A 22,475-nucleotide genomic window follows, 5' to 3' on the forward strand; every position below is an offset into this window, starting at 1 on the left:
GGCGACCAAGGGACACCGACCGTCTGTCGTTGTCCCGGTTCTATCCCTTATAGGAAGAGGTTCCACCATCGTGGCTAACGCCAAGAAGCGCACCACCATCAACCCGGTCGAGGCCCTGGCCGAGTCTCGGACCCGCCTCGCCGAAGCGCGGGACTTGCTTGCTCGGCGAGAGGATGAGCACGCTCAGGTCCAGGAGGAGACGGCCGACCTTCGCGACCGGCTCGACATGGGCGACGAGACTGTCACCGCCTCCGACCTGGCGACCGCTGACCTGGCGATCGAACGTGCGACCCGGCTGATCGGCGCTGCCCGTAGGGCCCTTCAGGAAGCTGAGCGTGCGGCCGACTTCGCGGAGGCGCAGGCTTACCCGACGCTGGCGGAGTGGCTTCTCCCGATCATCGAGAAGAACGTCTTCGACTTCGGCCTGTTCGGGTTCCCGACCTCCGTTGTGCCGGAGCCTCCGGCGGAGCCGGCTGTGCCGGCCGTGTATCTGTTCCAGACCGAACCGACGCGAGCGGACGTCTCGACGGGCATCCTCGCCGGAACCGTCCACATGTCCATCGTGGTGCCGGAGGGTGCGCCGTTCAACGGTGAGCAGGTGCGCAACGCGCTTGCCGAACTCGTCGATCGGAAGGGCGCAGCTGAGGTGACGGTGATGCTCAACCACCGCCCCGATGGTTGCGGCATCCGAATCAATCTGAACGATGTCAGGCCGGATAACCCCGTCATCTCGCCTGAGGAGCCGAGCACCGACACGATCGCCGAAGTGGCGTTCAACGTCGCGAAGGCGATGGCGCGGGCCGGCGGCGAGCGCACGATTCGCGACCGGTGGGTGGGCGACATGATGACCGGGATGAACGCGGGCGAGGGAAGGACCGTCTACAACGTCCATGTGTACGTGGCGTCTCACGAGCTGGCCAAGCAGACCCGTGACGGCGACCTAATCCGGCGCACCGTTCAGGCCGACTTCGAGGTGAGCGGCTACTACGGTCTTGAAGCGCTCGCGGAGCGGACCAGGGAGACGGTCGTCAAGCAGAAGGGCGTCTTCGTTCCCGGCGTTGGCCGAGTGGAGAGCGCGACGGTCACTGGTGTCGAGCTGGTTCCGGGTGACAAGGCCAAGCGGATCTCTGAGCACGCCAAGGTCAAGGCGACGTTCGTCCTGATCAGCAGGGCTGCCGTCTAGCGCCAAGAGAAGGGGCAGGGTCTCTAGGGGCCCTGCCCCTTGCTGTATCCGTTCGGGCGGAAGCACTGATTAGGCGCCGTTTCAGGCACGTTCTATCGGGCGTATTCGCAGGTCAGGGCCGTTTTGTGGCCTTCAGATCGACCTTGGAACTGTGGCAGGATCTTGGCTGCTAAGACATGGCGGTGCGGCGATCTGGCCTCAAGGGGTCACACCCCCAGAGACAGGGCTTCTGCAAGGTTGAGATATGACCGGATCACCGGGCTTGGGGTAGTCACGCCGGTTGTGGCTGTTACATGAGGTAGAGCGCGGCCTTCGGCTGATCATTCAGGTGTCTAGGCCAAACGATCGAACTCGAGGACCGCGCTCGTGGAGCCATCATCGTTGATCGGCGGGCTGTCCGCACGCCTGCACCGCGTGTCGGATGATCCATACCATCACGCCGCCGGGCTGTTGCAGGCCCTGGCCCAGGTACCGGACCCGCGTGACCCGCGTGGCCGCATCCATCCACTGCCCAGCCTGCTCGCGGTCGCGGTGAGCGCGGTGGCGGCCGGGCAGCGGTCGGTGTCGGCGATCGGTGAGTGGGCGGCCGACCTGCCCGTGCCGGTGCTGGCCCGGTTGCAGGTCGCTCGGGACCGGTTCACCAGCGCCTATCTGGTGCCGGACGCATCCACGATCGGGCGGGTCCTGGCGCGCGTCGACGCCGACGCTCTGGACACGGCGATCAGCCGGTGGCTGATCAGCCGGACAGCCGTCACGCCGGCAGCGGCGCGTCGGGCCATCGCTGTGGACGGCAAGACGTTACGCGGTAGCGGCCGCCCCGGCGGTCAGGTCCACCTGCTCGCTGCGCTGGACCAGCACACCGGCACGGTGCTCGCCCAGACCGGCGTCGACGGCAAGACCAACGAAATCACCCGATTCCAGCCACTGCTGGACGGCCTCGACCTGACCGGCGCCGTGATCACCGCGGACGCCCTGCACACCCAGCGCGAGCACGCCCGCTGGCTGACCGAGACCAAACACGCCGCGTACCTGTTCACCGCGAAGAAGAACCAGCCGCGGCTGTACCGGCAACTCAAGGCCTTACCCTGGGCCAAGATCCCGGTCCAGGACGAAACCAGCAGCCACGGCCACGGCCGCCGCGACATCCGAGCGCTGCAAGCCGTCACCTGCCTCGGACCCCTCGCGATCGACTTCCCGCACGCCAGCCAGGCCCTACGAATCCGCCGACGCCGCTACAACCAGGCCACCGGACGGTGGTCCACCGTCACCGTCTACGCCATCACCAGCCTCAACGCAGCCCAAGCCCGACCCGCCGACCTGGCCGACTGGCTACGAGGACACTGGCTCATCGAGGCCCTGCACCACATCCGTGACGTCACCTTCGGCGAGGACGCCAGCCAGGTTCGCACCGGCAACGCCCCGCAAGCCATGGCCGCCCTCCGCAACACCGTCATCAGCCTGCTCCGACTGACCGGCGTCACCAACATCGCCAAAGCCCTACGCCACAACAGTCGAAACCCGGACCGACCGCTACAGCTACTCGGAATCACCTGAAACGGCCAAACCCCTACCTTGCAGAAGCCCTGCCCCCAGAGAGCCCTGCTCCGGCTCAGTGGTCTCGCGCGCTGCCCAAGTCGTCGGCGACGTCCCGTGCGGTACCAGCGGCATGCCGAGTCCTGCTGAGCTGCCTCATGAGATCCGCCGTTGCCTGTGCCTCTGGCGTATAAAACAACCGGACTTGACGGACGGCAGTGTTGGCCTGGCGCACTTCCCCCTGAATGTCGCTGATCGCGGTGCTGGCGTTGCCGATCTGCACGTTCACGCCTTGGAGGGACCTCTTCGCTTCCTTCAACTGCTCGCTGAGCTTCCCCTTGGCGGTCTTGGTCTCTGCCAACGTCAGCCGCAACTCCTCGCTCTCTTGCTGCGCCTTGGCAAGAGCCTCCTGCACGCGGGTCAATTCGCCTTCCATCCTGGTCATCATCGCCTCGGCGATCTGCACCGACTTGTCAGCGATGTTGACCGTCCTCTCGCGCCGGCTGAGGAGGTGGCTGATGAAGGCAGCGACCACCGACCCAAGGCCGAAGGCGCCTGCTATGGCTACACCCAACGTGATCTTCTCTGCGGTGGTCACACTGCCGCCCTGGTATCGATGCCTGTCCGCCAACGCGCACGCTATCAACCCGTTGTTCTGGTCAGGGGTCGGCTCGTCCAGTCACCGCTCAGGCGTCCGTGTCCCCAGTCGCTGGAGGCGGCCCGGCGATCCGCTCCACCGCAGCCTGCATCTCATGGAAGACGCCTCGCCGCCGAAGCGACCGCACAGCCCGCGACATGCCCTCGGCGCTGACACCAACTCGCTGAAGCAGACAGAGGCGGGTGACTTGGAACAGGCTCTCTGCAAGCCAGTACAGATCCGAGCCATCCAACGGCTCCCGTCCTTCATCAAGGTGCGTGAGGTTGTTCCTCGCCCGCTTGATCGCTCTTACCCAGGCGTCGACATCGTTTCCGACCAAGGAGTTGATGTTCTCGCCAAGCGCGCTGACAAGCTCCCTCAGCCGCCGATCGAGGCTCGGATCGTTGGCGTGCGCCATGACGTCGGAGAACCAGGCGTGATGCTCGGGCGGTACGCCGTTCCTTCTGATCTGCCGCCGCAACGTGCGGAAGGCCGACGGGGTGATGTAAGAGCCTCCGACCGTAGCTCGGTGCAGGCCCTCTGCCGCTGAAGAGATGTTGAGGAACCGGTTCTCGCTGTAGATACCGTCGCTTCTCATGCTCAACAGCGCCCCGATGATGGGCGTCAGGCTTGGCGCACTGTCGAGCCAGCTAGCTACGGCCTGCACTCCACCCAGGTCGTCAAGCGGAACGAGCACATCCGTAGCGGAGAGCGTCTTGACTTCCGTTCGTCGACTTAGGTCCCCTAGCCTCGCCTTGATCTCAATCTCGCGGCGGGTACCTGGGATCGGCGCACCCGATCGGACCAGTTCCGGGTGATCCGACCTGAACACAACGATGCTGTCGAACGAATCGGCGCGATCAGTACACAAGGAACTCAGGTTGTAGAGGTTGCCCGCATCGGAATAGACAACCGATAGAGGCGTCATCTCGTCGTACTCGATCACGAACTCTGGCCACACGTTGATCTTAAAACTCTGTAGCTCCACATCCTCCCGAGACCAGCGGAAGTCAACTATCACCTTGCCACGTGAAAATCGTGCCTCGCTCGCTGGCGGCCGATCCAGTCGGCAGACCATCTCTCGCCTGTCTACGCCTTCAACAGCTAAGTCAACGTCGACCGATATGGCGTCCTTGCCCACCCAGGGCGCAGCATCACGAAGACGAACAATCACGGACTCGAACACCGTCTGTTCGTCGTCAGCGAAGTGTCCGCCAACGAGGATGCTATTCACGAAGAACTTCTTGCGATGGAGCCAGCCGCAGTCGATCAGCGTCACAGGCTGCCCGTAGCTCGGTTCCTCGATCAGCCCGAAGATGCGGTCACGCGTGGCCCCGCCCAGTTCCACCATCACGCCATCGGGACGGACCTCTACGAGCGGCTCCGTCAAGAAGAGATCTGCTCCGTCCTTCGGGTCGTACACGAGTCGCCCGTGGCGCTTGGCCTGCTCGTGTCCAGGCAGCCAGAAGGAGCCAGTTACTTCGAGGGGTAGCACAGCCTGACGATAGAGGAGATCACTGATCTACGGCATACCTGCATCGAGCCGTTGCGACTTGCCGCCAACGAGTCGGTCACGCCCTCAGCCCTGTCAGCCCTTGCACGTAGCCTCGTCGTGTGGCGCTCAAGCGGGTGTACCTCGACCAGCGGGACTGGATCACGCTCGCCCGACAGCATTACGGGCGGACGGACGACAAGGAGATAGCGGGTGTGCTCGCACTCATCCGTGAAGCATCTGCCGCCGGTCACGCATCCTTCCCACTGTCGGCCGCCCACTACATCGAGACCTTCCGGCAGCGTGACCCGGCTCGCCGACGTCGCCTCGGAGCGTTCATGGCCGAGATCTCGCGCTTCCATGCCATCGCCGATGCGCCGGTTCTCTTGGAGGCCGAAGTGCACGCGTCGCTGTGCGCTAGGGCAGGTCTGAGGCCAACGAAGCAGCCGAAGCCCTTCGGACGAGGAGTCGTGCACGCGCTCAGCATCGACAAGCCGCACTACTTCGAAGATGCCGACCTGGAGAAGCGGGCGATCGCTCAGTTCGGCGCAGAGGCAGTGTTCGATTACTTCGAGTGGGCCTCGATCACGGGCCCTAACAAGGAGCTACCTGCGGACGGGATCGCGCTGCCCTCAAACGAGTTCGCGCAACGCCAACTGGACTTCGAGCGAGAGACGGCAGAGAAGCTCCAGAAGTGGGGGCACAGCAGCGACCGGGCTCACCGGCTTGTTCTCGCGCAGGAGGCGCAGGACATCGTTGATCTTGTGAACAAGGAGTCGGTCGCGACGGGAATCGACATGTGGTTTTACATCACCTCGTCGAGAGAGACGCTGACCGACTTCATGCTGTCACTTCCGGCGAAGGGTGCCATCTGTCGGTTACGCATGTCGGCCCATGAGGATCAGCGCTTCCGGTGGCACAAGGGCGACCTCAACGACATGACGGCACTGGGAACAGCCGCCGGCTACTGCGATGTGGTGGTGTCAGAGAAGCACTGGGGCAGTATCTTGCGCCGGCACGCTGAGCACCTTCACGCCAAGGTCACGTCCAACTTGCGAGACCTGCCGCAACTGCTGGTTGGCTGACTCGCCGCACCACCTGCGACTACGACGGCAAGGTTGCTCCGGTTCTGGCCGGCGAGGCGTTCGGAAGCCCGCGAAGTCTGTTCGAGGATGTCTCGCCGAACGGGTGTTCGAACACGCGGTCCGACACGCAAGTCACCCGGTTGGCTCGCTATGGTGTCTCTTGCGCACGCGGCACTGACCAACTTGGACCCCAGCCCAAGCTGATCGCGGGTCCGGATGGCTCCGGCGGCCGGGGGTCTATCCGCCCTCGGATCCGACGAGTTGGGGAGAAGTGGCAGTGACGATGCGCCGCAAGGGGCCCTCGGGCTCAGGCAAGAACCGGCGGACCAACGCCAACCGGTGGCGGGATGTCGGCGAGTGGGTGGCACTGGCACTCAAGGTGCTCGCCTACGCGGCAGGGCTGGCGGTGACGCTGGCCGGAAACGGATGCGGGCCCAACTGACCGAAGGTCGAGCGGGCCCACATCGAGTGGGAAGGGCCTCCGCCTCACGGCTCCTACACCTGGGGGCGGGGGTCTTCCACTGCACCACGCTGCATAGCAGTGCATCGTGTTGTAACGCTTCGCACGATACATCTCGTGACAGAGATGGGCGACACCGTGTTGCCTATCTCCCGTCAAGGGCGACGTGCAGGGGCGTGTGCTGGGAGCCAGGGGAGGGCCTCAGGTATGGCGCTGGATATCTTCGAGGGCAAGGGCTTCAACGGCGCCACCCTTGCAGTAGCGGTGCTGGCCCTCCTGGTAGCTGGGGTAGCAGCCTACTTCGCTCGTGAAGCCCTGTTCCCGCCCAAGAGACGTATCACCATCCATGTGCTCACGCCTGTCCGCCTTCTCACCGGCGCTCGGGTAGGGCTGGAAGACGTGGAGGTCTCGCGTCGAGGACGCGTCCTTCCTGATCCTCACGTCATTACCATCTTGATTAGGAACACGGGCAGGCATGCCGTAGCGAGCGAGCAGTTCGACCAAGGTAGACCCCTGACGATCGACCTTCAGTCACCGATCGAAGCCCTCCTGAATCCGGCCGGTGGGCAGGCGCCCTCTGGTGTTGTCGTAGAGGGCACGTCTGTCTGCTTCGGACCCGAACTGGTTAGGCGCAAGCAAGAGATCCCGATCCAGGTTCTAGCCTCGGAGTGGGGCGATCCAGAGATCACCTTGACCGAGCATCTGGTGGACACGGAGTGTCGAGTTCAGTTGGGCGGCTTCGAGCAGCCAAGGGTGACCCGCCGCGCTGAGGCTGTGGCCACCGCCTCGGCTAGCGTCGGGGTCACCGTGAGCATCATTGCGCTGGTAAATGACCTCTTGAACTGAAGGGCCGGTCGTGATCGTCCCTTAGCCCCGCTTCGGTCCCGTCCCCGCCCAACGTGCAAGATCTGCTCTCGCGTACAGGTCTGCATTACCGCTCTTTCCCCTCGGCGTGGGCACGTTGCCCACCTTGCGCTGTAGGCGCTTCTTAGCGGCGTCGAGCTTCCAGGGCACCACCCCGGCCTCGATCGCCTCCCGCAGCGTCAAGAAGTCCTTGGCAGGGCTTGATAGGCCGTTGACCTGCGATGTCTCCGGGGACCGGGGACATGCAAGCTGCCGAGCCTCGCTCGCGGACAGATAGGCAACCTGCGTCTCGGTTGCCTGTCCGCCGATGACGATCTGCCAACGGCCGAGCGTGCGCGAGGCGCGCGGCATGGCCGCCTCGGGGACCAGCATCTTCCAGTTATTAGCCGTGTACCGGGCGAGGCAGCGGATGCCGAAGTTCTCCCGCGCCTCGGGTCCGCCGATCGCCCGAGCGGTGAGCATCTGGGCGATGGCCAGTACGTTGACCTTGGCGCTGCGGCCCATGAAGAGCAGGTCGGCCAGAGCCGACACGGCGGGGGAGCGCTTGGGGTCTCCCTTGCCGCGTGCCTCGGCCCAGAAGTTGGCGAGCTGCCCGATGGTGGCGTTCAGCTCCTCGCAGATGACTAGCACGCGGGGACCGGGGTCCCAGTCTTCGGCCTCGTGCATGGCCAGGGTGTTCCGCTCGTCGGCGAGCGTGGCCAGGCGCACCAGGGCGTCATGCATCTGCGCTGGCTTGGTGCAGTAGTCGACCCCGGCCAGGCCGAGGGCCCAGCGGTGCGAGCCCTTGCGGTCGAGGATGACCACGCGCCCGCCTCGGTTGAGCACCTGCACGGCGACCAGCTCGGCGAGCACGCTCTTGCCGGCACCCGTGCCGGCGCTGACTGCGATGTGCGGGGAGTCGTCGCGCAGGGACAGGGTCACGGGCCGGTCGCCGGCACCCTGCCCGATGTAGAACTCCCACTCGGCCAGCCGGGGCAGGTGCTCGGTGACCTGGTCGACGCCGACCCGAGCCGGCGGACGCTTACGCACGGTCCAGGTGGCCGTTACCCGCGGACCGACCTGGTGCCAGGACTCGACCAGGTCAGAGACCGGGATCTTGCTGCCGATGATGGAGGAGACCAACTGCCGCTGTTCCTTGGTCAGGTACGGCGTCTCAGCGACGAGCTCGATACGCGGGCATTGGTCGCCGTTGACCGGCCGGCGGAACACCGCCAGCTTGGACGTGACTGGCTGCGCCTTGCGCTGGAGCGCCCATGCCGCCCGCTGAGCACGCTCGGGAAGCCACCGGATGATCGGCTCGACGTGCTCGCCGTACCAGGCCCGTGCGGCTTCCTCGGCCGGCGACAGCGGCTTGGCCAGCCGGGGCGTGAGGTTGCCCAACGTCGGGTCGACGTGCAGCCGCACGCCGGTCTGCAAGCCCATCGCCGGAGCGAGGGCAGCCAGGGTCGGGGCGATGTACTCGCGGTTGAACCGACGCATGGTGAACCGGCGACGCACGCGCCATCCGGTCATGGCAACGGCAGTGCCGAGCATGCTGCCGGTCTGGCCGGGGTAGGCCGCAGCCATGACGGCTGCGACCGGAACCCCGAGCCGGTACGCCTGGCGCTGCCAGCCAGCGAGCCTGCCCTTCCCTCGCTGCCGGTACGGGTAGCCCTCCCGACCGTCGAGCGGCCGACCGGACAGGTACCGGTAGACCAGCCGGGGCACGGTGTGCTTGCGTCGCAGCTGGCGGATCGCTCGCTCAAGCTCGGTCACTCCTCGTCCTCCTCGTGCGAGAGGTGGGCGAGGGCAGCCGCCATGCCGAGCACGGCGACGGGTAGGCAGGCAACCAGGGTGGTGATCCACCAGGGGGCAGCCGTGATGCCGGCGGCGACCAGGAGGTGATACGCCACCTGGCCGAGCGCGCCCACCAGGAGAGACCCGATGGCGGACCACTTGGCGAACCGGCGAGCCCGGGGCGGGACCAGGCCCGACAGCCAGGCTCGCAGGGCGTACGCGGCGTAGACCTCGACACCGATTGGCAGGGTGATCGCGGTGTTGATGCTGAACCCGTCGGCGATCCCGGGCAGGGGGTGGACCACTCCGAACCCGGTGAGTCCGCCGAGCCCAACCCACCCGGACCAGATAGCCACGAACGCAGGCAGCGCGATCAGCATCACGGGCCAGATGGACAGCCGGCTGGTCGGCGCGGCCTCAGCCTTGACCGAGGCGGGCTCCGGAGAGACCGGCGGGTGTCCGTCCGGGCTGACCTCGGTAGACGGCTCGGCAACCTTCGCAGCGGGCAAGATCAGCGGAACCGGGGTGGGCTCAGCTAGCGCCACCGGGGGAACCTGAGTCGGCTCCGTCGCGGGCTCGGCGTACTCCCACGGGTCCGACATCGGCACCGCCACGGTGTCGTCGGGCGCGGTGATTGGCTCGGCGACTAGGGCCAGGCGGACGGCTTGAGCCTTGGGCGCACCCACCCTGAACTCGCGCATGATCTGGTTGCGCGAGGGGATCTCGCCGAGCCTGTCGGCTAGGTCCCGGACGTTGGGCAGAAGGTCAGCGACGGCACGCGGGTAGGCACTGGTGATCGTGTCGGTGCTCATCGGTGGCTCAGCTCCCGGCGGGTGGTGGGGACAGTCGGAACGTCGGAGAGGCGGGCGATGTCGTCGGCGACCTGGTCGCCGTGCTGGTCGACCAGGCGGCGGGCGATGACGAACGGCGCGAGCATCGCGAGCGGTCCGCCGATGAGGACCAGGGCGAGCGTGTAGGCGGCAGTGCTGTTCATCGGGCACCCGCCAGCGCCTCGCTGCGGCAGGGGATGCACCGGCCAGCAGGCTGGCCAACGTGCCCCGCCTTGTGGCACCGGTCGCCTCCGGCGGTCATCGGGAGGGCAGCGCCTCGCCGCTCGGCGTAAGCCGGAGCGGGGGTCTGCTTGTTCTTCGGAAGGAATCGACGCCAGTCACGCGCGCTTGCGCGCGTCTTCTCCTTCGATTGGTCTTCAGAACTTCGGGTGACACTCTGGCTGTCACCCCCCGTGGCCTGATCTGTCACCCCGGCCGGCTGATCTGACACCCCCGACGCGGAATCCGTCACCCCCTGGCCGGTCACTAGGCGGTAGACGCGTGTGGCGATGCCGGTCACCTTGGACACGACCAGGCGACCGAGCTGCACCAGCTTGGCCAGCGCCCGCTGTACGGTCCGCTCGGAGCAGCCGGCGTACTCGGCGATAGTGGCGACGGAGGGCCAGGCGTTGCCCTCGTTGTTGGCGTGAGCGGCGATGGCGATAGCTACGGCACGCTCGTTCTTGCCCAGATCCTTAGTGGCCAGCATGGCGGCCTTGACAGCTACACTCACGGCGGGCGGACCTCCTGTGTCCGTCAAGAGCCCGGATCACAGGTGTTGGCGCACCTGCCGGGCTCGTTCTCTACTCACCTCCCTATCTCGCGTTCACTGGCTCCAACGTGGCGATCGTCGTCGGGGCGGTGCTGCTGCTGGCCCGCTGGGCGCGCGCCGGCCCGCGTACCGCCGCCACACTCTGCGTACTCGCGCTCGTCGGGTTCGTCATCCTGGTGCGGCCTTCGCCGAGCGTGGTGCGTGCCGCGGCGATGGGCGCGATCGGGCTCGCCGCGCTCGCCGCCGGGCGGTCCCGGTCGGCGCTACCCGCGCTCGCCACCGCTGTCACCGTGCTGGTGCTGCTCGACCCGGACCTCGCGGGCGACCCGGGTTTCGCGTTGTCGGTCTGCGCCACCGGGGGACTGCTGTTGCTCGCGCCGGGATGGCGGGACGCGCTGCGGCACCGGGGCGTACCGGCCGGGCTGGCCGAGGCGCTCGCGGTGCCGGCCGCAGCGCAACTCGCCTGCGGTCCGGTGATCGCCGGGTTGTCCGCGACGGTGAGCCTGGTGGCGGTGCCGGCGAACCTGCTGGCGGTGCCGGCCGTCGCTCCGGCCACCGTGCTCGGCGTGCTGGCGGCGGTGCTGTCGCCGGTGTGGCCGGGCGGCGCCGAGTTCCTGGCCTGGCTGGCGAGTTGGCCGGCGCGCTGGCTGGTGGCGGTGGCCGCGTACGGGGCGGACCTGCCGGCCGGGAACCTGCCGTGGGCGGGCGGGGTGGCAGGGGCCCTGCTGCTGGCTGCGGTGAGCGTGGCGCTGCTGCTCGCCGCCCGCCGACGCCGGGCGCGACGGCTGATCGCTGTCGTCGCGGTGGCGGTGGTGCTGGGCGCGGTGCCGGTCCGGCTGCTCGCCTCCGGCTGGCCGCCGCGCGGCTGGGTGGTGGTGGCGTGCGCGGTGGGGCAGGGGGACGCGGTGGTGCTGCCGGTCGCCGCCGGCCGGGCCGTTGTGGTCGACGCCGGCCCGGAACCGTCAGGCGTGGACGCCTGCCTGCGCCGTCTTCGCGTACGCGAGGTGCCGCTGCTGGTGGTCAGCCACTTCCACGTCGACCACGTCGGGGGCGTGGCCGGGGTGTTCCGGGGCCGGCGGGTGGGTGCGGTGGTGGGCCCGTCCTGGTCCGAGCCGCCCTTCGGCGTCGCCCAGGTACGCGAGGCGGCCCGCCGGGCCGGTGCGCCGCTGGCCCCGGCGCAGGCGGGGTGGCGGTGGCGGGCGGGCGCGGTGGACCTGGTCGCGGTCGGGCCGCTGTACCCGCTGCGGGGCAGCCGGTCCGACCCGAACAACAACTCGCTGGTGCTGGCCGCCACTGTGGGCGGGGTACGGATCCTGCTCACCGGGGACGCCGAGACGGAGGAACAGCGGGCGATGCTGGAGACGACGCCGGCCGCCGAGATCCGGGCCGACGTGCTGAAGGTGGCCCACCACGGGTCGGCGTACCAGGCGCCGGAGTTCCTGGCGGCGGTGCGCCCGGCGGTGGCGCTGGTGTGCGTTGGCGTCGACAACGACTACGGGCACCCCGACGCCGGGCTGCTGGACCGGCTGACCCGGGGCGGCGCGCGGGTGCTGCGTACCGACACCGACGGGGACGTCGCGGCGGTCCGGGTGGGCGGCGGTCTCGCGGTGGTGAAACGTGGCGCCGAGTCGGGGCCACCTCGATAACGGGGGATCTTGTCGCGGTAGATGAGGGATCAAGGCAAATGTCTGGATTTGCGCTGTGTGCGGGCTGCGCCGTCACAGTCCCCGATGAGCAGGCCCGGCCGGGTCGGAGGGCGTGCGAGTATGGGCGACGTGACCCCCGCCGACCTGCCTCCCATTGTGCTCGTCCTCGGCGACGAGGAGCTGCTCGCCACGCGAGCGGTCACCGAAGCCGTCGCCCGGGCCCGCGAGGTCGACCCCGACGTGGACGTGCGGGAATACCAGGCCGGCACGCTCACCGTCGGCGAGATCGCCGAGATGCTCAGCCCCTCGCTGTTCGGCGGTCGCCGGGTGCTCGTGCTCCGCTCCGGTCAGGACGCCCGCAAGGACCTGTCCACCGCGCTGCTGGCGTACGCGAAGAATCCCGACCCGGACGTGCAGCTCGTGGTGCTGCACCTGGGCGGGGCCAAGGGCAAGGCGTTCGCCGACGGCCTGCGGGCGGCGGGCGCCACCGTGGTGCCGGCGGTGAAGCTCAAGGGCGACCGCGAGCGGGCCGCCTTCGTGCGGGACGAGATCCGCCGCATCGGCGGCAAGTGCACGCCGGACGCGGCCGACGCCCTGGTCGCCGCCGTCGGGAACGACATGCGTGAGCTGGCCGCCGCCTGCTCGCAGCTGGTCGCCGACACCGACGGGCGAATCGGCGCGGACACGGTCGCCCGGTACTACCGGGGACGGGCCGAGGTGACCGGCTTCACCGTCGCCGACGCGACGATGGTCGGTGACGTCCCCGGCGCGCTGGAGGCGCTGCGGTGGGCGCTGCACGTCGGCGTCGACCCGGTGCCGATCGCCGACGCGCTGGCCGACGGCGTACGGACGGTGGCCCGGGTCGCCGCCGCCGGCCGGGGCAGCGCGTTCCAGCTGGCCAAGACGCTCGGGATGCCGGCCTGGAAGATCGAGAAGGCCCAGGTACGCGCCCGGGGGTGGACGCCGGAGGGCCTGGTCGAGGCGATGCGGGTGGCCGCCGAGTGCAACGCGGCGGTCAAGGGCGGTGCCGACGACCGGGCGTACGCGCTGGAGCGGGCCGTGTTCTCGGTGGCGGCGGCCCGGCAGGGCGGCGCCCGGTGACCCGAGCGTGGTCGACGGTGGCTACGGACGAGGAGCGGTACCGCCCGCTCTACGCCCGGGTGCTGGGACTGCGCTTCGTCAACCCGGGCGGGGTGCTCTGCTTCCTCTTCTTCGAGGGCGCGGTGGCGCTGGCCGTGCTGCTCGCGCTCGCCGAACTGGTGAGCTGGTGGGCGGTGCTGGTGCTGCCGATCGCGGTGGCGGCGATGGTCAAGCTCAACGACGTGGTGGCCGAGATGGTCGTCCGCACCGCGGCGCAGGTGCCCGAGCAGGAGCGGGACCGCTTCCGCCGGCAGATGGAGCCGGTGATCGGGCGGGCCCGGGTGCCCACCAGCGCCCGCGCGCTCCCGCACGGCGCGGCGAGCATCGGTTCGCTGCCGCGCGGTGCGGCGCCGCCGAGCGTCCGCGCGTGGCCGGGCGGCGCGACCACCGACTCCCGGGGCGTCCGCTACCACCATCCGCAACGCGCGACGTTCGACCACCCGAACGAGCAGTAGCAGCCTCCGCGCTGCGCCCTACCGACGCCCCGCGCTCTCCCGCCGGACCGACCGCTGAAGACGCCGCCGGCCGCGATCACGTTGCAGATCTTGGTAGGAAATGGCCCCCATGAGGGGCGAAATCTTCCAAGATCTTCAAGCGTGCCTCAGCGAGCCGCTGCGGCGGAGTGCGGACAGGCGGAAGCCCCGTGGGCTCGTGGCCCCGGGGCTTCCGGTGGAATCTGTAGCGCTGGTCAGGCAGAGAACGAGGCGACGCGCTTGGCGATCGCCGACTTCCGGTTGGCCGCCTGGTTGGCGTGAATGACACCCTTGCTGGCAGCCTTGTCCAGCTTGCGGGTGGCCTCACGCATGAGCACGCTGGCCTTCTCGGTGTCGCCCGCCTCGGCAGCCTCGTGGAACTTCCGGATGGCGGTCTTCAGCGACGACTTGACCGACTTGTTACGCAGCCGGCGCTTCTCGTTCTGCCGGTTGCGCTTGATCTGGGACTTGATGTTCGCCACGCGACAGCCTCGTCTTGATAGCTCGGGTTGGTCTGCTTTCGCGCACGACGAGCATGCGTCATCGCCGCGCGAAAAGCCAGGCTACCAGGTCGGCCCCGGACGAGCCAAAACGCCTCCACCCGGCCCGCGGCGGGCCGGGTCACCAGCCCTGGCGCTCGGCCAGCCAGCCGAGCGCCTGCTCCCCGCTCCAGCGCTGGTGGGCGCGCAGGTGCGGGGAGGCGTTCGACGGCCCGGAGGCGGCGCCGGTCAGGAAGTACCCGGCCAGCGCGGCGAGCGTCACGTCCAGCGCGTCCCCGGGCGCCCCGGCCGCCGCCGGGTGGGCGGCGAACGCGGCGTCGGCGTCCAGGCCGCTGGCGTACGCGGTGAGCAGCAGCCCGGCCAGGTCGAACCAGGCCGGCCCGTGGCAGAGCCAGGGCCAGTCGCACAGCCAGGCCCGCCCGTCGGAGTCGATCAGGAGGTTGTCCACCCGCAGGTCGCCGTGGGTCAGCCCGGGGACCGCGTCGGCGTACCCGGGCAGGCGTGACTCCAGCGCGACCAGCTCGGCCAGCGGCGCGCCGGCCGCCGGCTCGGGCAGCGGCTCACGCCCGGCGGCCACCTCGCCCCACCAGAGGATGTCGTCGCGGGCCAGGTCCGCGAGGCGTGGCAGCCGGAGCGTGGCCAGCTCCGCGGGCGGGCCGGCGAGCGCGGCGGCGACTTCGGCGTACGTGGCGAGGGCGGCGTCCAGCTCGGCCGGCGCCCAGGGCAGCCGGGGGGTGTGCCCGTCGATCGCGTCGAGCGCGAGCGCGTACCAGCCGGACTCGGTGAGCGCCCAGCGCGGCCGGGGCACCGGCAGCCCGGCCGGGAGCCGGGCCAGGATGGCAGCCTCGTGGGCGTACCAGTCGACCAGGTGCCGTTGCCCGTGCAGCGCCGCCGCCTTGACGAACGCGCGCTCCCCGGTGGGGCCGGTCAGTACGGCGGCGAAGCCGCCGGTGAATCCGCCACCCGCCACCCGTACCGCCGCCGGTGGACCGCCGATCCGGGCGGCCAGCGCGTCCCGCAGCCCGGCCGGCAGGTCGGCCCAGCCGGGCCGGACGGCTGTCGACCCGTACGGAACCGGCGGTAGGGAGATCGCGCGCACGCCACCATGCTGCCGCACCGGCGGCGCGCGGCGAACCGGCGCGTCGGTGGGCTCTGCCAGACTGCCCGTCATGAGGACCGACGAGTTCTGGCAGCTGATCGACGACGCCCGGAGCGGGGCGGGGGGAGAGCCCGACGCGGTCGCCGCCCGGGCGGTCGCGCTGCTGGCCGAGCGTGACCCGGAGGAGATCGTCGGATACGCCCACCACCAGCGGCGGGTGCTCGCCGCCTCCTACCGGGTCGACCTCTGGGGCGCGGCGTATCTGATCAACGGGGGTGCCTCGGACGACGGCTTCGAGTACTTCCGGGGCTGGCTGATGACCCAGGGGCGGGCGGTGTTCGCGCGGGCGGTCGGTGATCCGGACGCGCTGGCCGAGCTGCCGCAGGTCCGGGCCGCGGCGCTCAGCGGCGAGGAGTTCGAGTGCGAGCAGATGCTGGCGGTGCCGTGGGACGCGTACCGGAAGGCGACCGCGTCCGACCTGCCGGCCGAGCGTGACCCGGTCCCGGTGCCCGACCTGAACGACTTCTGGGACTTCGACGACGAGGAGGAGGCCCGCCGCCGGCTGCCGAGGCTGGCCGCGCTGTTCGTCGAGCCACCCATGGAATAGCCGTGGAGTGAAGGGGGAGCCCGGGCGCGCCCCGGGCGACGTGGGACCATAGAGGGGGCCGGCGGCGCGCCGGCCCGCTCACGTCAGCCGACCAGAACGGACCGCTGTGCCACCGACGCTCGATCCCGGCGCGAACGCTCCTGGTGCCACCGACCCGGCGCGCATCCGGAACTTCTGCATCATCGCCCACATCGACCACGGGAAGTCGACCCTGGCCGACCGCATGTTGCAGCTCACCGGTGTGGTCGACCCGCGGCAGATGCGCGCGCAGTACCTGGACCGGATGGACATCGAGCGCGAGCGCGGCATCACCATCAAGAGCCAGGCCGTGCGGATGCCGTGGACGATCCGCGAGGGCGACCGGGCCGGCGAGACCGCAGTGCTCAACATGATCGACACTCCGGGTCACGTGGACTTCACCTACGAGGTGTCCCGTTCGCTCGCCGCCTGCGAGGGCGCGATCCTGCTCGTCGACGCCGCGCAGGGCATCGAGGCGCAGACGCTCGCCAACCTCTACCTGGCGCTCGAGAACGACCTGCACATCATCCCGGTGCTCAACAAGATCGACCTGCCGGCCGCCCAGCCGGAGAAGTACGCCGAGGAGCTGGCCCACCTGATCGGCGGCGACCCGGCGGACTGCATCAGGGTCTCCGGCAAGACCGGCGAGGGCGTGCCCTACCTCCTGGACGAGATCGTCCGGCAGTTCGTGCCGCCGGTCGGCGACGCCGAGGCTCCGGCCCGCGCGATGATCTTCGACTCGGTGTACGACGTCTACCGGGGCGTGGTCACGTACGTCCGGGTGATCGACGGCCGGATCTCGGCCCGGGACCGGATCAAGATGATGTCCACCGGCGCGGTCCACGAGCTGCTGGAGATCGGCGTCATCTCGCCGGAGATGGTGAAGGCCGACGCGCTCGGCGTCGGCGAGGTGGGTTACCTGATCACCGGCGTGAAGGACGTGCGCCAGTCCCGGGTGGGTGACACCGTCACCATCAACAACAACCCGGCCAAGGAGGCGCTCGGCGGCTACAAGGATCCGAAGCCGATGGTCTACTCGGGTCTCTACCCGATCGACGGCTCGGACTACCCGAACCTGCGCGAGGCGCTGGACAAGCTCAAGCTCAACGACGCGGCGCTGGTCTACGAGCCGGAGACCTCCGGCGCGCTGGGCTTCGGCTTCCGCTGCGGCTTCCTCGGCCTGCTGCACCTGGAGATCATCCGGGAGCGGCTGGAGCGGGAGTTCAACCTCGACCTGATCTCCACCGCCCCGAACGTGGTCTACCGGGCGATCCAGGAGGACGGCGAGGAGATCGTGGTCACCAACCCGAGCGAGTACCCGACCGGCAAGATCGCCGAGGTGTACGAGCCGACCGTGCGGGCCACGGTGCTGACCCCGAACGACTACGTCGGCGCGGTGATGGAGCTGTGCCAGGGCCGCCGGGGCAGCCTGCTCGGCATGGACTACCTCTCCGCCGACCGGGTGGAGCTGCGTTACACGCTGCCGCTGGCCGAGATCATTTTCGACTTCTTCGACCAGCTCAAGAGCCGCACCAAGGGTTACGCCTCGCTCGACTACGAGCCCTCCGGCGAGCAGGCGTCCGACCTGGTGAAGGTCGACATCCTGCTGCACGGCGAGCCGGTCGACGCGTTCAGCGCGATCGTGCACAAGGACAAGGCGTACACGTACGGGACGACGATCGCGGCGAAGCTGCGCTCGCTGATCCCGCGCCAGCAGTTCGAGGTGCCGATCCAGGCGGCCATCGGCAGCCGGGTGATCGCCCGGGAGACCATCCGCGCGATCCGCAAGGACGTGCTCGCCAAGTGCTACGGCGGTGACATCAGCCGTAAGCGCAAGCTGCTGGAGAAGCAGAAGGAGGGCAAGAAGCGGATGAAGATGGTGGGCCGGGTGGAGGTCCCCCAGGAGGCGTTCATCGCGGCGCTGTCGTCCGACTCCGGCGACGGCAAGCCCGCCGGCAAGAAGTAACAGTCAGGCTGTACGAACCGGCCGGCGTCCTCGTCTTCAGGGCGCCGGCCGGTTCGCGTACCCAGGAAATTTTCAGCCTCCGGCAGCGCTCCGACCTGTGGGTTCGTCCCGGACGGGGGAGCGGCGGTCGATGCCGCCGGTTTCGGTTTTCGATGCGTCGGGCACTTAGCGGGCACGACAGCAACCGCACAGAACGTGCGAAATCGCTTTAGGAGGACCGACCGTGGAGTTCACCGTCTGGGGCATCGTCACCGCGCTCGTCGTGGGCCTGATCGTCGGCGCGCTGGGCCGGCTGGTCGTGCCGGGCCGGCAGAACATGCCGATGTGGCTGCACATGGTGATCGGTGTCGGCGCGGCGCTGCTGGGCACCGTCCTGGCCCGGGCGCTCGGCATCGCCACGCAGACCGCCGGCATCGACTGGGCCGAGCTGGCCGTGCAGGTCGTGCTCGCCGCCATCGGTGTGGCCCTGGTGGCCGGCGTCGGCCGCCGCCGCAGCGTCTCGCGTTACTGATCGACGCACCACGCGCCTCGACGGGCGTCCGGCCGTATCGGCCGGGCGCCCGTCGGCGTTTCGGCGCATTGACCCCTGCCGGTGCGCCCGGTCGGCCCGCCGCGCCGGGTTTCGGGGAGAAACAGCAGTTCAGGGTACGCCTGAACAATTCGTCATCGGGGTCGGTTTGGATTTCCGGGCGGTCGGGAACTTAGCGATCACGACAGTAACCACACAAAAACGTGTGACCGGATCTTAAGGAGGAGGGCGACCATGGAGCTCACCGTTTGGGGCATCATCACGGCGCTGGTCGTTGGTCTGATCGTCGGCGCGCTGGGCCGGCTGGTCGTGCCGGGCCGGCAGAACATGCCGATGTGGCTGCACATGCTGATCGGCGTCGGCGCCGCGCTTCTGGGCACGATCGTGGCCCGGGCCTCCGGCTTCGCCGAGACCGCCGGTATCGACTGGCGCGAGCTGATGCTGCAGGTGCTCTTCGCCGCGATCGGCGTGGCTCTGGTAGCCGGTGTCGGCCGTCGCCGCGGCGTCTCGCGCTACTGACCCCGCACCACCCGCCTCGACGGGCGCCCGGCCTCACCGGCCGGGCGCCCGTCGGCGTACGTGGGCCCTGAACTGCCCGGACGGCATCGATGTCGGCCGGGCCTCCGGCTGCGATACGGTCGCCTGTGCCCTCCGTCACGAACACCCCCTGTTGTAAAGGAAATTTTCCTACTAAGGTGCGGCGGAGAAGGTTAGTGCCAAACGGCCCTGAGGGAGATATGGCGTGAACAGGTGGAAGCGGCTGGCTCCGGTCACCGCCATCGTGGCGTCGGCCGCGTTGGTGCTGACCGCGTGCGGTGGCTCCGGCGACGACAAGGCCGCCGACAACAGCAAGCTCACGGTGTGGATGATGGGTGAGGGCGGCGACGCCCAGACCACGTTCCTCGACAGCGTCGAGGCGGAGTTCAAGAAGAAGCACCCCGAGACCGACGTCGTGGTGCAGTACATCCCCTGGCTCGAGGCGCCGAAGAAGTTCCAGGCCGCGCTCGCAGGTGGTGAGGGCCCGGACGTCACCGAGCTGGGCAACACCGAGACCCAGGGCTGGGCCGCGCAGGAGGCCCTGGCCGACGTCTCGGACAAGTTCAACGGCTGGTCCGAGGGCAAGGACATCCTGCCCGACCTGGTCCGCAACGCCCAGCTCGACGGCAAGCAGTACGGCGTGCCGTGGTACGCCGGCGTGCGCGCCGTCTACTACCGCACCGACTGGTTCGCCGAGGCGGGCGTGAAGCCGCCGACGAACTGGGACGAGATGGTCGCCGCGGCGAAGGCCGTGCAGGCCAAGAAGCCCGGCACCTACGGCATCGCCCTGCCCGGCAACTCCGAGCTGCCGTTCTACTCCTTCCTCTGGGGTGCCGGCGCGGAGATCGCCACCAAGGAGGGCGACAGCTGGAAGTCCGGCTACAACACCCCCGAGGCGCAGAAGGCGGTCAAGTTCTGGACCGACCTGGTGACCGTGCACAAGGTGGCCCCGCCGGCCGCCGCCGGGTGGAACGAGGTCGACGCCCGCACCCAGTTCGCCACCGGCAAGGCCGCCATGGCGTTCGCCGGTAGCTGGCAGGGCGGCGCGATGAAGAAGGACAACCCCGACATCGAGAAGGTGTGGGGCACGTTCCCGATCCCCGGCCCGGACGGCAAGCCGGCCCCGGCGTTCGCCGGCGGCTCGGACATCGCCATCTGGAAGGACAGCGAGCGGCAGGCGCTGGCCTGGGACTACATGACCGTGCTGCTGAGCAAGCAGAAGGACAAGGAGTTCGCCAGCAGCCTCGGCTTCTTCCCGGTCTACCAGGACCTGGTCAGCAGCGGCGACTACGCGAACGACAAGGTGATGGCCGCGTTCGCCACCGCCATCCAGAACACCAAGCTGACCCCGCTGACCCCGAAGTGGGTCGAGGTCAGCCGCACCAAGACGGTGACCCAGGCGATGAACAGCTCGGTCATCAAGGGCCAGAAGACGGTCGAGAAGGCAACCGCCGACGCGGCCACCGAAATGGAAAGCATCCTCAACGCCAAGTGACCACGCTGACCGAGGCCACCGGCGAGGCCGCCGCGCGGGAGACCCCCGCGCGGCGGCGGCGCCGCCGGGTGGACCACCTTCCGTACCTGCTCCTCCTGCCCTGCCTGGCGATCATCGCCGTGCTGCTGCTCTGGCCGCTGGGCCAGGTCGTGTGGATGTCCTTCCACAAGCTGGACAGCGTCCGGCAGTTGCGCGGCGACCGCGAGTGGCCGTGGGTCGGCCTGGCCAACTACGCGCAGATCCTCGGCGACCCGTTCTTCCGTACGGTGCTGCGCAACACCGTGCTGTTCGCGGTCGCCAACGTGGCGCTCACGATGATCCTCGGCACCCTGGTCGGGCTGCTGCTCAACCGCCTGGGCAAGAAGATGGCCACCTTCGTGGCGAGCTGCGTGATGCTCGCCTGGGCCACCCCGGCGCTGACCGGCACGATCGTCTGGAAGTGGATCTTCGACGACACCAGCGGCCTGGTCACCTGGCTGTTCAACAAGCTCCCGGACGGGCTCTCCACGGCCCTGTTCGGGCGCAGCGACTGGACCGGGTACGGCTGGTTCAACGACCCGCTGCTGTTCTTCGCCATCCTGACGCTCGTGGTGGTCTGGCACTCGTTCCCGTTCATCGCGGTGAGCGTGCTGGCCGGGCTCAAGAGCGTGCCGACGGAGTTGCAGGAGGCGGCCCGGGTCGACGGCGCCGGGCCGTGGAAGGTCTTCTGGTCGGTCACGTTCCCGGTCCTGCGGCCGGTCTTCGGCATCCTCGTGGTGCTCTCCACGATCTGGGACTTCAAGGTCTTCACCCAGCAGTTCGTGCTGGCCGGCGGCACCCAGGACCGGTCGACGTTCATGCTGTCGATCTACTCGTACGCGGAGGCGTTCTCGCCACCGCCCAAGTACGGCCTCGGCTCGGCCATCGCGGTCATCCTCACCGTGATCCTGCTCGTGGTGACCGCCCTGTACGTCCGCATGGTGCTGCGGCAGGAGGACGAATGATGAAGAAGATCGCCCTCAACGGCGCGGGCCTGCTGGTCGCGCTCTTCGCCGCGTTCCCGGTCTACTGGATGGTGGCGACCTCGCTGAAGCCCAACCGGGAGATCTTCTCGTCCACCCCCCGGCCGGTGCCGGCGGAGCCGACGCTGGAGCACTACCGGGAGATCCTCACCGGCAACCTGATCCCGGGCGTCACGTTCGGCGACTTCTTTCTCAACAGCGCGCTCGTCGCGCTGGCGACCGTGCTGCTGAGCGGGCTGGTCGCGCTGCTCGCCGCGACCGCCGTGGCCCGGTTCCGGTTCAAGCTGCGCACCACGTTCCTGATCATGCTGCTGGTGGTGCAGATGATCCCGCTGGAGGCGCTGGTCATCCCGCTGTTCCTGATGATCCAGCGGCTCGGCCTCTACAACACGCTGCCCAGCCTGATCCTCACGTACCTCGGCTTCTCGCTGCCGTTCGCGGTCTGGATGCTGCGCGGCTTCGTGGCCGCGGTGCCCAAGGAACTGGAGGAGGCCGCCGCCATCGACGGCGCCAGCCGGGCCCAGACGTTCCGCAAGGTGCTGTTCCCGCTCGTCGCGCCCGGCCTGGTCGCCACCAGCATCTTCTCGTTCATCACCGCGTGGAACGAGCTGATCTTCGCGCTGACCTTCATCAACGACCAGCAGAAGTACACGCTGCCGGTCGCGATGACGTTCTTCTTCGGCCGGGACGACACCGCCTGGGGCTCGGTGATGGCCGCGTCCACGCTGTTCACCCTGCCGGTGATCGTCTTCTTCCTGCTGGTGCAGCGCCGGATGGTCTCCGGCCTGGTGGCGGGAGCGGTGAAGGGCTGACTTCGGGGCGATCCGGCGCC

Annotated in this window: 22 protein-coding genes and 1 pseudogene; 15 read left to right on the top strand and 8 right to left on the bottom strand. The window is 68.9% G+C overall.

Annotated features, from left to right (window positions below):
- Positions 1-70 precede the first annotated feature (70 nt).
- Both ABIH81_RS14930 and ABIH81_RS14935 read left to right on the top strand, forming a co-directional pair.
- On the top strand, positions 71-1,183 hold the full coding sequence (locus ABIH81_RS14930) for a hypothetical protein (protein WP_349880828.1): 1,113 nt from the start codon (positions 71-73) through the stop codon (positions 1,181-1,183).
- A gap of 393 nt (positions 1,184-1,576) precedes the next feature.
- Positions 1,577-2,737: an ISAs1 family transposase gene (locus ABIH81_RS14935; RefSeq protein ID WP_349881112.1), complete on the top strand. Its 1,161-nt coding sequence runs from the start codon at positions 1,577-1,579 to the stop codon at positions 2,735-2,737.
- Positions 2,738-2,792: 55 nt separating this feature from the next.
- Here the strand turns inward: ABIH81_RS14935 and ABIH81_RS14940 are convergent, their stop codons facing one another.
- Positions 2,793-3,314, bottom strand: a complete 522-nt coding sequence (locus tag ABIH81_RS14940; protein WP_349880829.1) for a hypothetical protein — start codon at positions 3,312-3,314, stop codon at positions 2,793-2,795.
- 88 nt (positions 3,315-3,402) lie between these two features.
- Positions 3,403-4,848 carry a HEPN domain-containing protein gene (locus ABIH81_RS14945; protein ID WP_349880830.1) on the bottom strand — a complete coding sequence of 482 codons (1,446 nt, stop codon included), beginning with the start codon at positions 4,846-4,848 and terminating at the stop codon, positions 3,403-3,405.
- A gap of 119 nt (positions 4,849-4,967) precedes the next feature.
- Between ABIH81_RS14945 and ABIH81_RS14950 the strand changes: the two genes are divergently transcribed.
- The 3 genes from ABIH81_RS14950 (at position 4,968) to ABIH81_RS14960 (ending at position 7,236) form a co-directional block, all read left to right on the top strand.
- Positions 4,968-5,930 carry a hypothetical protein gene (locus ABIH81_RS14950; protein ID WP_349880831.1) on the top strand — a complete coding sequence of 321 codons (963 nt, stop codon included), beginning with the start codon at positions 4,968-4,970 and terminating at the stop codon, positions 5,928-5,930.
- A gap of 277 nt (positions 5,931-6,207) precedes the next feature.
- Positions 6,208-6,372: a hypothetical protein gene (locus ABIH81_RS14955; RefSeq protein ID WP_349880832.1), complete on the top strand. Its 165-nt coding sequence runs from the start codon at positions 6,208-6,210 to the stop codon at positions 6,370-6,372.
- Between the two features lie 225 nt (positions 6,373-6,597).
- Complete coding sequence (locus ABIH81_RS14960; RefSeq protein ID WP_349880833.1) at positions 6,598-7,236, top strand: hypothetical protein; 639 nt, start codon at positions 6,598-6,600, stop codon at positions 7,234-7,236.
- A 21-nt stretch (positions 7,237-7,257) separates the two neighbouring features.
- Here the strand turns inward: ABIH81_RS14960 and ABIH81_RS14965 are convergent, their stop codons facing one another.
- The 4 genes from ABIH81_RS14965 to ABIH81_RS14980 are packed head-to-tail and all read right to left on the bottom strand — an operon-like array spanning position 7,258 to position 10,593.
- Positions 7,258-9,009, bottom strand: coding sequence for a type IV secretory system conjugative DNA transfer family protein (locus ABIH81_RS14965; protein ID WP_349880834.1), 1,752 nt, complete (start codon positions 9,007-9,009; stop codon positions 7,258-7,260).
- Positions 9,006-9,842 carry an ABC transporter permease gene (locus tag ABIH81_RS14970; RefSeq protein ID WP_349880835.1) on the bottom strand — a complete coding sequence of 279 codons (837 nt, stop codon included), beginning with the start codon at positions 9,840-9,842 and terminating at the stop codon, positions 9,006-9,008. Before ABIH81_RS14970 ends, ABIH81_RS14965 begins: the two co-directional genes overlap by 4 nt.
- Positions 9,839-10,024 carry a hypothetical protein gene (locus tag ABIH81_RS14975; protein WP_349880836.1) on the bottom strand — a complete coding sequence of 62 codons (186 nt, stop codon included), beginning with the start codon at positions 10,022-10,024 and terminating at the stop codon, positions 9,839-9,841. The genes ABIH81_RS14970 and ABIH81_RS14975 overlap by 4 nt, the downstream gene beginning before the upstream one ends.
- Positions 10,021-10,593 carry a helix-turn-helix domain-containing protein gene (locus tag ABIH81_RS14980; protein ID WP_349880837.1) on the bottom strand — a complete coding sequence of 191 codons (573 nt, stop codon included), beginning with the start codon at positions 10,591-10,593 and terminating at the stop codon, positions 10,021-10,023. The genes ABIH81_RS14975 and ABIH81_RS14980 overlap by 4 nt, the downstream gene beginning before the upstream one ends.
- A gap of 95 nt (positions 10,594-10,688) precedes the next feature.
- Between ABIH81_RS14980 and ABIH81_RS14985 the strand changes: the two are divergent.
- From ABIH81_RS14985 to ABIH81_RS14995, 3 genes and pseudogenes are all read left to right on the top strand, one after another.
- A pseudogene (locus ABIH81_RS14985) lies at positions 10,689-12,278 on the top strand (ComEC/Rec2 family competence protein); the annotation flags it as partial.
- Between the two features lie 120 nt (positions 12,279-12,398).
- Complete coding sequence (holA, locus tag ABIH81_RS14990; protein ID WP_013287990.1) at positions 12,399-13,379, top strand: DNA polymerase III subunit delta; 981 nt, start codon at positions 12,399-12,401, stop codon at positions 13,377-13,379.
- Positions 13,376-13,873, top strand: coding sequence for a hypothetical protein (locus ABIH81_RS14995; RefSeq protein ID WP_349880838.1), 498 nt, complete (start codon positions 13,376-13,378; stop codon positions 13,871-13,873). The genes holA and ABIH81_RS14995 overlap by 4 nt, the downstream gene beginning before the upstream one ends.
- A gap of 233 nt (positions 13,874-14,106) precedes the next feature.
- Here ABIH81_RS14995 and rpsT read toward each other — a convergent pair whose 3' ends face one another.
- Both rpsT and ABIH81_RS15005 read right to left on the bottom strand, forming a co-directional pair.
- A complete protein-coding gene (rpsT, locus tag ABIH81_RS15000; protein WP_349880839.1) occupies positions 14,107-14,373 on the bottom strand; it encodes a 30S ribosomal protein S20 in 267 nt (88 codons plus the stop codon).
- Between the two features lie 139 nt (positions 14,374-14,512).
- On the bottom strand, positions 14,513-15,562 hold the full coding sequence (locus tag ABIH81_RS15005) for a phosphotransferase (protein WP_349880840.1): 1,050 nt from the start codon (positions 15,560-15,562) through the stop codon (positions 14,513-14,515).
- On the opposite strand from ABIH81_RS15005, the gene ABIH81_RS15010 reads away from it, so the two are divergent.
- The 7 genes from ABIH81_RS15010 to ABIH81_RS15040 all read left to right on the top strand — a co-directional run bounded on the left by ABIH81_RS15010 (position 15,561) and on the right by ABIH81_RS15040 (position 22,455).
- The gene (locus ABIH81_RS15010) at positions 15,561-16,097 is read left to right on the top strand and encodes a DUF4240 domain-containing protein (RefSeq protein ID WP_349880841.1); all 537 of its coding nucleotides are present in this window, start codon (positions 15,561-15,563) and stop codon (positions 16,095-16,097) included. The genes ABIH81_RS15005 and ABIH81_RS15010 overlap by 2 nt on opposite strands.
- A 106-nt stretch (positions 16,098-16,203) precedes the next feature.
- Positions 16,204-18,081: a translation elongation factor 4 gene (lepA, locus tag ABIH81_RS15015; RefSeq protein WP_349880842.1), complete on the top strand. Its 1,878-nt coding sequence runs from the start codon at positions 16,204-16,206 to the stop codon at positions 18,079-18,081.
- 223 nt (positions 18,082-18,304) lie between these two features.
- Complete coding sequence (locus ABIH81_RS15020) at positions 18,305-18,592, top strand: GlsB/YeaQ/YmgE family stress response membrane protein (protein ID WP_073831849.1); 288 nt, start codon at positions 18,305-18,307, stop codon at positions 18,590-18,592.
- A 252-nt stretch (positions 18,593-18,844) separates the two neighbouring features.
- Complete coding sequence (locus ABIH81_RS15025) at positions 18,845-19,129, top strand: transglycosylase (protein ID WP_030503112.1); 285 nt, start codon at positions 18,845-18,847, stop codon at positions 19,127-19,129.
- Positions 19,130-19,352: 223 nt separating this feature from the next.
- Positions 19,353-20,642 carry a sugar ABC transporter substrate-binding protein gene (locus tag ABIH81_RS15030; RefSeq protein WP_349880843.1) on the top strand — a complete coding sequence of 430 codons (1,290 nt, stop codon included), beginning with the start codon at positions 19,353-19,355 and terminating at the stop codon, positions 20,640-20,642.
- Positions 20,639-21,625, top strand: a complete 987-nt coding sequence (locus tag ABIH81_RS15035) for a sugar ABC transporter permease (RefSeq protein ID WP_349880844.1) — start codon at positions 20,639-20,641, stop codon at positions 21,623-21,625. The genes ABIH81_RS15030 and ABIH81_RS15035 overlap by 4 nt, the downstream gene beginning before the upstream one ends.
- Positions 21,622-22,455, top strand: coding sequence for a carbohydrate ABC transporter permease (locus tag ABIH81_RS15040; protein WP_349880845.1), 834 nt, complete (start codon positions 21,622-21,624; stop codon positions 22,453-22,455). The genes ABIH81_RS15035 and ABIH81_RS15040 overlap by 4 nt, the downstream gene beginning before the upstream one ends.
- Positions 22,456-22,475: the final 20 nt, after the last annotated feature.

It is taken from the genome of Micromonospora sp. HUAS YX12 (assembly GCF_040215685.1).
Lineage (GTDB): Bacteria > Actinomycetota > Actinomycetes > Mycobacteriales > Micromonosporaceae > Micromonospora > Micromonospora tulbaghiae.

What these genes read in the sequence shown, in the direction of transcription:
- ABIH81_RS14960 (WP_349880833.1), top strand. Translation starts at nt 6,598, where the DNA reads ATGGCGCTGGATATCTTCGAGGGCAAGGGCTTCAACGGCGCCACCCTT.
- ABIH81_RS14970 (WP_349880835.1), bottom strand. Translation starts at nt 9,842, where the DNA reads ATGAGCACCGACACGATCACCAGTGCCTACCCGCGTGCCGTCGCTGAC.
- ABIH81_RS14975 (WP_349880836.1), bottom strand. Translation starts at nt 10,024, where the DNA reads ATGAACAGCACTGCCGCCTACACGCTCGCCCTGGTCCTCATCGGCGGA.
- holA (WP_013287990.1), top strand. Translation starts at nt 12,399, where the DNA reads ATGGGCGACGTGACCCCCGCCGACCTGCCTCCCATTGTGCTCGTCCTC.
- ABIH81_RS15010 (WP_349880841.1), top strand. Translation starts at nt 15,561, where the DNA reads ATGAGGACCGACGAGTTCTGGCAGCTGATCGACGACGCCCGGAGCGGG.
- ABIH81_RS15005 (WP_349880840.1), bottom strand. Translation starts at nt 15,562, where the DNA reads ATGACGGGCAGTCTGGCAGAGCCCACCGACGCGCCGGTTCGCCGCGCG.
- ABIH81_RS15025 (WP_030503112.1), top strand. Translation starts at nt 18,845, where the DNA reads ATGGAGCTCACCGTTTGGGGCATCATCACGGCGCTGGTCGTTGGTCTG.
- ABIH81_RS15040 (WP_349880845.1), top strand. Translation starts at nt 21,622, where the DNA reads ATGATGAAGAAGATCGCCCTCAACGGCGCGGGCCTGCTGGTCGCGCTC.